The sequence below is a fragment of the Streptomyces sp. NPDC057438 genome (genome assembly GCF_042802995.1).
In the GTDB taxonomy this organism is placed as follows: Bacteria; Actinomycetota; Actinomycetes; order Streptomycetales; family Streptomycetaceae; genus Streptomyces.
In genome coordinates this window covers 1-10,537 of the sequence record NZ_JBHVDD010000153.1, presented here as the reverse complement: position 1 = coordinate 10,537, position 10,537 = coordinate 1, and the positions used below count along the sequence as shown (strand labels likewise).

The following is a 10,537-nucleotide window of genomic DNA, read 5'->3' as shown; positions in this document are numbered from 1 at the left end:
CTACCTCGGCCGCTTCACCACCGACACCCGCGACGGCACCGCCCAACACTGGACCTCCGTCACACACACCGACACAGGCAACAGCATCGGCGAAGCCGAACTGCCCTTCGCCCACGCCCTCGAAATCAACGCCACCACCCAGGACACCCCCACCGGCCCCCGCCTCCACGCCACCCTCTCCTGGCCCGCCGCCCTCTTCACCCACACCCACATCACCCACCTCACCCACCTCTGGCACCAAGCCCTCACCGCCCTCGCCACCCACACCGAAAACCCCGACGCCGGCGGCCTCACCCCCTCCGACCTCACCCTCATCCCCCTCACCCAAAACCACATCGACCTGCTCGAAGCGAAGCTGAGGAAGTAGCGATGACCCAGAGCCAGATCGAGGACGTCCTGCCTCTCTCGTCGTTGCAGGCGGGGCTGCTGTTCCACGCCCTCTACGACGACGAGGGCCCGGACCTCTACACCGTGCAGCTCGCCGTCGACATGACCGGCCCCCTCGACACGGCCCGCCTGCGCACCGCCGCCGAGGCCCTGCTCGCCCGCCACCCCAACCTGCGGGTCCTCTTCGTCCACGAAGGCATGGACCAGCCGGTGCAGGTCGTCCGCCGGGAGGTCGGGCTCCCGTGGCGGGAGGTCGACCTCACCGGCCGGGGCAGCGGGGCGGCCCGGGAATTCGACGCGCTGCGGGACGCGGAGCGGGCACGCCGGTTCGCCCTGGACGAGGACGTGCTGCTGCGTTTCGTGCTCGCCCGACTGCCCGGCGGCACCCACCGCCTGCTGATCACCCTGCACCACATCCTGGTCGACGGCTGGTCGGTACCCGTCCTCCTGGACGACCTGTTCGAGCTGTACGAGCGGGGCGGCGACCCAGCGGGGATGCGCCGGGCCGCCCCGTTCCGCGAGTACCTGGCCTGGGTGGCCCGGCAGGACCGGCCCGCCGCCCTGGACGCCTGGGCCCGGGAACTCGACGGGCTCAGCGAACCGACCCTGCTCGGCGCGGGCCGGCGCGTCTCAGGGGCCTCCGCGGTGCCGGAGACCCTTCACCTCCGGCTGAGCCGCGAGGAGACCGGGGAGCTGACCACGCTCGCCCGCAGCCGCGGCTGGACCCTCAACACCCTCGTCCAGGGCGCCTGGGGCCTCGTCCTCGGCCGCCTCCTCGGCCGCACCGACGTCGTCTTCGGCGGCACCGTCTCCGGCCGACCCCCCGAGCTCCCCGGCGTCGAAACCATGGTCGGCCTCCTCATCAACACCCTCCCGGTGCGCGTGAACTGGCAGCACGAGGACACCTTGGCGGACCTGTTCACCGCCCTCCAGGACCGGCAGTCCAAGCTCACCGCCCACCAGTTCGTGCAGCTCGCGGAGATCCAGCTCCAGTCCGGGCACCAGGAACTCTTCGACACCACCACCGTCTTCGAGAACTACCCCGTCGACGCGGAGGGCGCTCCGCAGCTCGCGGGCGGTGTCGAGATCACCGACATGGACGCCCGGGACGCCACCCACTACGCGATCACCCTGCTCGGGCTGCCCGGCGAACAGCTCCGCTTCCGGCTCGACCACCGCCCCGACCTGATCGGCCCGGCCGCCGCCGGCCGTCTCGGCGACCGACTGCTCAGGGTGCTGGCCGCTGTCGTCGCCGACCCGCTGACGGCCGTGCGGGACCTGGATCTGCTGGACGACGAGGACCGGCACCAGGCGCTCACCGCCTGGAACGACACCGCGCACTCCGTCCCCGACACCACGCTCACCGCGCTCCTGGAGGCGCAGGCGCTGCGCACGCCCGAGGCCACCGCGCTCGTGCACCACGGGCCGGAGGATGCGCCGGACGCCTGGGAGCGGACCACGTACGCCGCTCTGCACGCCGACGCCAACCGGCTCGCCCGCCTCCTCGTCGCCCGGGGTGCGGGTCCCGACCGGCCGGTGGCCGTCGCCCTGGAGCGGGGCTGGGCCCTCGTGGTGACCCTTCTCGCCGTGCTGAAGGCGGGCTCCGCCTATCTGCCCGTGGACCCCGAACTGCCCGCCGACCGGGTCGAGTCCATGCTGCGCACGGCCGGCCCCGTGTGCCTGGTCACCGACGGGCGGATCGTCGGCGGGCGTCCCGCGGTGGGCGCGGGTGCGGCCGCCTGCGGGGTGGAGCCGGTGGTCCTGGACGACCCGGCCACCGCCGCCCACCTCGCCGCTCTCCCCCACCACCCGCTCGACGACGCGGACCGCACCGGCCCTCTGCGCCCCGGGAACCTCGCGTACGTCATCTTCACCTCGGGCTCCACGGGCGCGCCCAAGGGTGTGGGCGTGCCCCACCGGGGGATCGTCAACCGGCTGTTGTGGATGCAGGACCGCTACGGGCTCGGCCCCGAGGACCGGGTGCTCCAGAAGACCCCGTACGGCTTCGACGTCTCGGTGTGGGAGTTCTTCTGGCCGCTGCTCACCGGCTCCGGGCTCGTCGTCGCCCGGCCGGGCGGCCACCGCGACCCCGCCTATCTGGCTCAGACCATGGCCACGCAGGGGGTCACCACCGTCCATTTCGTGCCGTCCATGCTGGACGCTTTCCTCCAGGACCGGGCCGCATTCCGCACCCGGGGCGTGCTGCGCCGCATCCTGTGCAGCGGGGAGGCGCTGCCTGAGGGGACCGCCGACCTGGCGGCCCGGGTGACCGGCGCGCCGGTGCACAACCTGTACGGGCCCACCGAGGCGTCGGTGGACGTCACACACTGGGACTGCGTGCCGGGCGAGGGGCCGGTGCCGATCGGCCACCCCGTCTGGAACACCCGGCTGTACGTCCTGGACGACGCCCTGCGCCCGGTCCCTCCTGGCGTGGTCGGGGAACTCCACCTGGCGGGGGCGCAGTTGGCGCGCGGCTACCTCGGCCGCGCGGCGCTCACCGCGGAACGCTTCATCGCCGACCCGTTCGCTGCGGACCACGGCGACGCCGCCGGGCTGGCGGGGGCGCGCATGTACCGCACCGGTGACCTGGTGCGCCGGCGCGAGGACGGCGCGCTCGAGTACCTCGGCCGCACCGACGACCAGGTGAAGGTACGCGGGCTGCGCATCGAACTCGGTGAGATCGAGACGGTCCTGACCTCGGCTCCCGGCGTCGCCCACGCCCGGGTCGTCGTCACCGGCGGCCCGGCGGGGTCGGGGGGAGAGCACCTGATCGCGTATGTCGTCCCCGCCGACCCCGGGGACCCGCCCGCGCCGGACGCGCTCCGGCAGCGGGCCGGGGCCGCGCTGCCGGCGTACATGGTGCCGTCCGCGTTCGTCCTGCTCGGCGAACTACCGCTCACCGCCAACGGGAAGCTCGACCGGCGGGCCCTGCCCGCGCCCGACTTCGGTGCGCAGACCGGCGGGCGGGCGGCCCGCACCGCCACCGAGCAGGCTCTGTGCGCCGCCTTCGCGGACATCCTCGGCCTGACCGACGTGGGCGTGGACGACAGCTTCTTCGACCTGGGCGGCCACTCCCTGACCGCGACTCGCCTCGTCACCCGGGTGCGGGCCGCGCTCGGCGTCGACCTCGGAGTGCGGCAGGTGTTCGCCGCTCCCACCCCGGCCGCCCTGGGCGCGCTGCTGGCGGGCCGGGATCTGGGGGCCGGCGGCCTGGAGCCCGTCCTGGAGCTGAGGACCGGCGGCGACCTGCCGCCCCTGTTCTGCCTGCCTCCCGGCTCCGGTCTGAGCTGGTGCTACGCGGGGCTGCTGGGCGGGCTCGACCCCAGGCAGCCGGTGTACGGCCTCCAGTCGCCCAGCCTCACCGAAGCCGAAGCCGAAGCCGAAGCCGGAGCCGAAGCCGGAGCCGGAGGGGGAGCCGGAGCCGGAGGGGGAGCGGGACCGGGACCCGGAGCCGGGGCGACCGGGCCGGACGGCGGGGGCGAGGCCCCGGACGAGCCGCTGGACGCCCTGGCCGCGCGCTACGCCGAGCGCATCACGGCGCTCCGGCCGCACGGCCCCTACCGGCTCCTCGGCTGGTCCGCCGGCGGGCATCTCGCCCACGAGGTCGCCGTACTCCTCCAGGAACGCGGGGAAACGGTCGAACAGCTCGTCGTCCTGGACTCCTATCCGGCACGGACGGACGGCGACGGCGGTGAACCGGTGAGCCGGGAGGCCGTCTTCGCCGAAGCCTTCGGGGACGCGCTGCCCGACCCGACGGCCCCCGACGCCCGCGCGCGGGCCCGGGAACTCGTACGGGAGGAACTCGGCGAGGGGGCGCTGGGAAAGGTGGACGACGCCTTGGCGTCCGCCGTCCTGGAGACCTATCTCCGCAACACCCGAGCAATGCTGAATTACCGCCATCGACGGTACGAGGGCGACCTGGTGTTCTTCCGGGCCGCCGACTGGACCATGGACGCCGAACGACGCGACGTGTCGCGCTGGGCGTCCCACGTGAGCGGCGAGATCGTGATTCACGAACTCGCCGCGAAGCACGAGGAAATAGCCCGTCCGGATATTCTCACAGAAGTCGGGAAAGCCATTGCGGAAATGAATTCCTTTGACTAACCTCAAACCGTTCCGGAAATATCAGAGCACATCCAGAGAAAAGGAAAAGACAATGGTGAACCCCTTCGAGGACAACGACGCCGCCTTCTACGTCCTGGTCAACGCCGAGAACCAGCACTCGCTGTGGCCGGCCTTCGCCGAGGTCCCGGCCGGCTGGAACCAGGTCTTCGGCCCCGGCAACCGCGCGGACGCCGTGGCCTACGTGGAGCGCGAGTGGACGGACCTGCGGCCCGCGAGCCTGGTCCGCGAGATGGCCGGGGCGCACGCCTGATGGGGGCCGTCGGCGGCGCGGGCACGACGGCCCAGGCGGGGCCCGGGGCCCGGTGGACGCGCAACTGGCGCCCCCGCCCCGGGGCCGCGGTCACCCTGCTGTGCCTGCCGCACGCCGGCGGCTCCGCCGGTTTCTACCGGAGCTGGGCGGACCGGCTTCCGGCGGAGGTCGACTTCCACGCGGTTCAGTACCCCGGCCGCGAGGACCGCTTCTCCGAGGCGCCCCTGACGCGGATGGACGAACTGGCGGACGCGGTCACCGAGGCGATCCGCCCCCTGTTCAGCAGGGACGTGATCCTCTTCGGGCACAGCATGGGCGCATCCGTGGCCTACGAGGTCACCCGCCGGTGCGAGGCGGAGGGATCGAGGCCCCGGCTGCTGCTGGTGTCGGGGCGCGCCGCACCGCAGGGCGGGGGCGCGGTCGCCCCCCGCCGGCCCCGCACCGACGAGGAGATCGTGGCCGAGATCCGGGGCTTCTCCGGTGCCGGGGCCGCCGCCCTGGACGACCCCGAACTGCGGGAGCTGCTGCTCCCGATGATCAGAGCCGACTACCGGCTGGTGGACGAGTACCGCCCCGAGCAGCCCCGACCGGTGGACACACCGATCGCCGCCCTGCGCGGCCGCGACGACGCCAAGGTCACCGCCGAGGGGGCCGCCGCCTGGTCCGCGCTCACCACGGCGCACTGCACGGAGCACGTTTTCGACGGCGGCCACTTCTACCTCCAGGAAAACGAACGGCCCGTGCTGGCCACGCTCGTTGACCTGGTGGCACGGGCACTGCGCTGACGCGGCGCGGGGCCGGCGGGGCACCGGGCCTTTCACCGGCCCGGCCCCGCCGCCCGCTCAGCCGCTCCTGCGGCTGCGCCGGACGCGGAAGGCAAGAACGAGCAACAGGACACCGGCGGCGGTGAGCAGCGCACTCGCCAGCCCCTGGTGGTCCGGAAAGGAATTCACGATGAAGAAACTCTCCTCGGGGTCGGTCCCGCTCATTCTCTGCACGAGCGGGGCCACCCCCTGGAGGAGCAGGATCACACCGGCGATCTCAAGAATCAGAAGCACTGCTTCCCCTCGTTCCCGCCTGCCGGGTATTCCCCCGCGGGCCGTTGTTGGTCTAAAGTCCTTGCAGGCATCATAATGGCGTCCCGGCTCCCCCGGGCACCCTCTTCGTTGATGGCGACCGAATATAGATCCCCTATAGATTCCTCGGAGATCCTTCGTAGAACGGTCGCAGTTCGGCTGTGGAAACGTTATTCATCCCTCATGGATTCGGGAGAGAGAAAATGGACCTGCTCAAGGGGAAGACGATTCTGGTGACCGGAGTCCTGACCCAGAACTCCATCGCCTTCCACACCGCCCGCCTCGCCCAGGAGCAGGGGGCCAGGGTCCTCCTCACCGGCTACGGCCGCATGAGCCTGGTGGAGCGGGTCGCGCGCAGACTCCCCGAACCCCCGCCGGTGCTCGAACTCGACGTCACCGATCGTATCCAACTCGGCACCCTCGCAGCGAGGTTGAGCGAGCACACCGACCGCGTGGACGGGGTGCTGCACTCGGTCGCCGGCGCCCCGGCGACCGCGCTCGGCGGCAACTTCATGACCACGGAGTGGGAGGACGTGGCCCGCGCCGTCCACGTCTCGACGTACTCCCTGCAGTCCCTCACCCGCGCCGTGCTGCCGCTGCTCGGCGAACGCTCCAGCGTCGTCGGCCTCGACTTCGACTCCTCGCGCGCCTGGGCCGAGTACGACTGGATGGGCGTGGCCAAGGCCGGCCTGGAGTCCTGCGCCCGCTACCTCGCCTCCTACCTCGGCGCGCACGGCGTCCGCGTCAACCTGGTGGCCGCGGGGCCGCTGCGCACCACCGCGGCGGTCAACATCGGTTCGGGCGAGGGCTTCGACGAGGCGGACGACTGGGGCCGCAGAGCGCCCCTCGGCTGGGACGCCGAGCACTTCGCCCCGGTGGCGCGGGCCTGCGTCGCCCTGCTCTCCGACTGGTTCCCGGCGACCACCGGGGAGATCGTGCACGTCGACGGCGGGGCGCACGCGGTCGGCGACCGGCCCGGCACGGCACGCCCGGAGGCAGGGGTGCCCGCATGACGGCGGACCGGGCGGCGGGGGCGCTCACCCAGGCCCTCGGCGGGGACGGGCTGGTGATCGGGGCGATCCTCACCTGCGAGATCGCGTTCTGGGCCTTCCTCGTCCTGGGCCTCCTCGCCCGGTACGCCCTGCGGGCCCGCCGTCTCGGCGGGGCGCTGCTGGTGTGCGTGCCGCTCACCGACCTGGCCCTCGTCGCCTTCTCCGTGGTCCATCTGCGGTCCGGCGGGGAGGCCGGGGCGACGCACGGGCTGGCCGCCGTGTACCTCGGGGTCTCGGTCGGCTTCGGACCCGAGATCGTCCGCCGGGCCGACGCCTGGTTCGCCCATCGGGTCGCCGGGGCCCCGGCCCCCGCGAAGCCGCCGGTGGCCGGACCCGAACGGGTGCGCCACGAATGGAGGTTGTGGCTTCGCTGCGTCACCTCCTGCGCGGTCGCCGCGACGCTGACGCTGCTGATGTGGGCCCTCGCGGCGCCCGGGGCCAAGGCGTCGGGGCTGTGGAACCTGGTCGCGCAGTTCGGGATCGTCACGGTGCTCTGGCTGGTCGCGGGGCCGCTGCGGTACCGGTACTTCCCGCCTGCGAGGCAGGGGGCAACGGGGGAAGGAATCCCGGGCGGCACGTTCGACCTGCCGACGCACCGGCCGGCGCCGCACTCGAGCACCAAGGGGAAGCAGTGATCACGACTGTGGCCGGCACCGCCGTCACGACCACCGGCGGGCACACCGGCGAAGACGACGGAGGAGCCACCGGTGGAACCGACCGCCCCGGGTACGGCGGGCCGCGCCGCGCCGCGGACGTCCATGTGTGGACGTGGCGCACCCCCGGCACCCCCGACCCCGCCGACCTCCTTCTGCTCGACGAGGACGAGCGCGCCCGTGTCCACCGCTGCCGTCACCCCCGGGACGCGGCGGCCCTCGCCCGCACCCGGGCGGGCGCCCGGCGCGCCCTCGGCGGGCTGCTCGGCACCTCCCCCGCCGAGGTGTCCCTCGGCAACGCCCCCTGCTCCGGCTGCGGTTCGCGGCGGCACGGCCCCCCGCTCCTGCTGCGTCCCGCGCTGTCCGACCCGCCGGGGCTGAGCCTGGCGCGCACCGAGGGGTGCGGGGTACTCGCGGTGTGCGCGGGGACGAGCGTCGGCATCGACGTGGAGGCGGTGCGGTCGGTCGACGCGGAGGGTCTGGCGGAGGTGGTCCTCACCGAACGCGAGCGGGCCCATGTGCTGGGTGTCCCGGAGGGGCCGGTGCGCGCCCTGCGGCACTTCCGGTGCTGGACGCGGAAGGAGGCGGTGGTGAAGGCGGCCGGGACCGGGCTCATGGCTGCGGAGCTGACCCGGCTGGAGGTGTATCCGGAGGAGTCGGCACCGGTCCGGGTCGAACTCCGCGTCCGGGGACGGCGGTCGACGTGGTGGCAGGTCCGGGACGTGCCCCTGGACGGCCCCTGGACGGCGGCCGTCGCCCACCCCGAGACCTCGCTCCCGCCGGGCCGCCTCGTCGTCCACCCGGAGTCCTGACGGCCGGACTCCCGACCGCCGGGGTCGTGTCCGCCGCAGTCCCGACCACCGGAGCCCTGCCCACCGGAGCCCTGCCCACCGGAGCCCTGCCCACCGAAGTTCCCGACCACCGGAGCCCTGCCCACCGAAGGCCCGGCCACCCGGGTGCGCCCCCCGAACTCCCGACCACCGAGGTCCTGCCCGCCGAAATCCCGGCCACCCGGGTGCGCCCGGGGGCCTCTCCGCGCGCGGTGGCCGCGTCACCCCTGCGGCACCCGGCCCCCCTCCCGTACCGTCGCCTTCTGCTCCCGCGTGAACAGGCGCACCAGCGACGGCAGCCGGTACACCAGCCGCTGGTCCACCCCGACGCCGGTCACCTCGATCAGCCGCGCATCCGCCAGTGCCTCCAGCGCCGCCTCCGCCTCCCGTTCGCCGCACCGCAGCACCCCGGCCGCCCCCGCCGCCGAGAACTCGTTCCCCCGGATCAGCGTCAGCGCCCGTAGCGCGGCGCGCGACTTCCCCGGCAGCGGCACGTAGCAGGCCCGCAGGCTCGCCCGGACGTCCAGTGCGCCGTGCCGCAGTTCGTCCAGCCGCCGTTCGGCGGGCAGCAGCCGGGACAGCAGCGCCGCCAGCCGCGCCCTCGGCTCCTCCGCGAGACGCAGCGCGCAGACGCGCAGCGCCAACGGCGAGCGGTCGCACAGCTCCACCAGGGAAGCGGCCGCCGCGGGCTCCGCCGCGACCCGTTCGGCTCCCGACGGTCCCGCCCCCGACGCCAGCAGAGCCAGCGCCTCGTCCGTGCCCAGTGGGTGGAGCCGGATCAGCCGGGACGCCCCGTCCACCACGGCGTGCGTGCGGCCGGTGAGGATGGCCTGGGAGCGGGTGCCCGCCGGCAGCAGGGGAGCCGCCTGCGCGGCGTCCGCCACGTCGTCGAGGACGACCAGTACCCGCCGGTCGGTGAGCAGCCCTCGGTAGAGCTGCACCCGCTCCGCCTCGGACCCCGGCACCGCGTGCGCGGGCACCCCCAGGGCGCGCAGGAAGTCCCGGAGCACGTCGTGCGGGTCGCGCCGGGACCCGTCCGGCAGGCCCAGGTCCGCGTACAGCTGCCCGTCGGAGAACTGCTCGCGCAACAGGTGCGCGGCCCGTACCGCGAGCGCGGACTTCCCCGCCCCCGGCATCCCCGTGATCACCACCCGGTGCTGCCGGCCGGTGTGCCGGGCCTGCCCCGTGCCGCGCAGTTCGTAGACCACCTCGGCGAGGGGCAGCGCACGCCCGGTGAAGTGGGTGACGTCGGGCGGCAGCATCGCGGGCGCCGGGGCGGGCCCACCGGTCCCCCGCGCCCCGGGCACCCCGTACGCGCCGGCCGGGCCGCGCGCGCCCGTCACTGGGCTCTCTCCGAGCTCCCCGCCGTCCAGCACCTGCCGGTGCACCTCCCGCAGGACCGGGCCGGGGTCGATGCCCAGTTCCTCACGCAGTACCGCGCGGCCCTGCCGGTACACCGCGAGCGCGTCGCCCTGCCGGGAGGACCGGTACAGGGCCGTCATCAGCTGGGCGCGCAGCCGTTCGTTGAGGGGGTGCTCGGCGACCAGCCGGGTCAGTTCGGGCACCAGCTCGCCGTGCCGGCCCCGTGCGAGGTCGGCCTCGATGCGACAGACCAGAGTCGTCGCCCACGCCTCCTCCCACTGCGGGGCCTCCGCCTCGCACAGGTACTCGGTCGTGCTGGCGAACGGCGTGCCGCGCCACAGTTCCAGAGCCGCCGTCAGCAGGGTGCTCGCCTTGTCGAAGTGCCGCCCCTCCAGGGCGTCGCGGCCCAGTCGGTCCAGCCGGTCGTACTCGACGCTGTCGATCCACGAGGTCCCCGCGTCCAGGGAGTACCCCGGCTGGCAGCGGGCGATGTTCGCGCCGTCGCCGAGCTGTTTGCGCAGCCGCGAGATGTACGTGTAGATCTGCGCGTTCATCGTCGTCGGTGGAGACCACCCCCACAGGAACTCGCTGAGCCGGCTGTCCGAGACCACCCGCCCCTTGGCGAGCAGCAGAGCGGCCAGCACCGTGTGGATCTTGGCCCCCGCGAGCGGCAGGACCACCCCGTCGCGGCGGGCCTCGACCGGTCCGAGGATGCGGAACTCCATGACTCCCCCGTTAACGTCAAGCGTCGTTTTCAAGCCGTGCCAGGACGCTAACGACGGGTCGTGTCGAACCGCTGTCG

At 73.8% G+C, this 10,537-nt stretch carries 9 protein-coding genes; 7 read left to right on the top strand and 2 right to left on the bottom strand.

The window, feature by feature from the left end; all coding sequences use genetic code 11:
* The 4 genes from ACFU5F_RS41105 to ACFU5F_RS41090 form a co-directional block, all read left to right on the top strand.
* A partial coding sequence (locus ACFU5F_RS41105) for a hypothetical protein (protein ID WP_383898647.1) occupies nucleotides 1-367 on the top strand: 367 nt, incomplete at its 5' end.
* 2 nt (nucleotides 368-369) lie between these two features.
* Nucleotides 370-4,491: an amino acid adenylation domain-containing protein gene (locus ACFU5F_RS41100; RefSeq protein WP_383898645.1), complete on the top strand. Its 4,122-nt coding sequence runs from the start codon at nucleotides 370-372 to the stop codon at nucleotides 4,489-4,491.
* A 52-nt stretch (nucleotides 4,492-4,543) separates the two neighbouring features.
* Nucleotides 4,544-4,762 (top strand): MbtH family protein, encoded by a 219-nt coding sequence (locus ACFU5F_RS41095; RefSeq protein ID WP_383898643.1) that lies wholly within the window; start codon nucleotides 4,544-4,546, stop codon nucleotides 4,760-4,762.
* Entirely contained in the window at nucleotides 4,762-5,547 is a 786-nt protein-coding gene (locus ACFU5F_RS41090) for a thioesterase II family protein (protein WP_383898641.1), read from the top strand. The genes ACFU5F_RS41095 and ACFU5F_RS41090 overlap by 1 nt, the downstream gene beginning before the upstream one ends.
* Nucleotides 5,548-5,604: 57 nt before the next feature.
* Here ACFU5F_RS41090 and ACFU5F_RS41085 read toward each other — a convergent pair whose 3' ends face one another.
* Entirely contained in the window at nucleotides 5,605-5,820 is a 216-nt protein-coding gene (locus tag ACFU5F_RS41085) for a hypothetical protein (protein ID WP_383898639.1), read from the bottom strand.
* Between the two features lie 221 nt (nucleotides 5,821-6,041).
* Here ACFU5F_RS41085 and fabI point away from each other — a divergent pair, with 221 nt between their 5' ends.
* From fabI to ACFU5F_RS41070, 3 genes are read left to right on the top strand one after another with little or no spacing between them, the layout of a single operon-like run.
* Nucleotides 6,042-6,851, top strand: a complete 810-nt coding sequence (gene fabI / locus ACFU5F_RS41080) for an enoyl-ACP reductase FabI (RefSeq protein WP_383898638.1) — start codon at nucleotides 6,042-6,044, stop codon at nucleotides 6,849-6,851.
* Entirely contained in the window at nucleotides 6,848-7,525 is a 678-nt protein-coding gene (locus ACFU5F_RS41075; protein ID WP_383898636.1) for a hypothetical protein, read from the top strand. Before fabI ends, ACFU5F_RS41075 begins: the two co-directional genes overlap by 4 nt.
* On the top strand, nucleotides 7,522-8,355 hold the full coding sequence (locus tag ACFU5F_RS41070; RefSeq protein ID WP_383898634.1) for a 4'-phosphopantetheinyl transferase family protein: 834 nt from the start codon (nucleotides 7,522-7,524) through the stop codon (nucleotides 8,353-8,355). The genes ACFU5F_RS41075 and ACFU5F_RS41070 overlap by 4 nt, the downstream gene beginning before the upstream one ends.
* Nucleotides 8,356-8,594: 239 nt before the next feature.
* Here ACFU5F_RS41070 and ACFU5F_RS41065 read toward each other — a convergent pair whose 3' ends face one another.
* Complete coding sequence (locus tag ACFU5F_RS41065) at nucleotides 8,595-10,460, bottom strand: BTAD domain-containing putative transcriptional regulator (protein WP_383898632.1); 1,866 nt, start codon at nucleotides 10,458-10,460, stop codon at nucleotides 8,595-8,597.
* Between the last annotated feature and the right edge of the window lie 77 nt (nucleotides 10,461-10,537).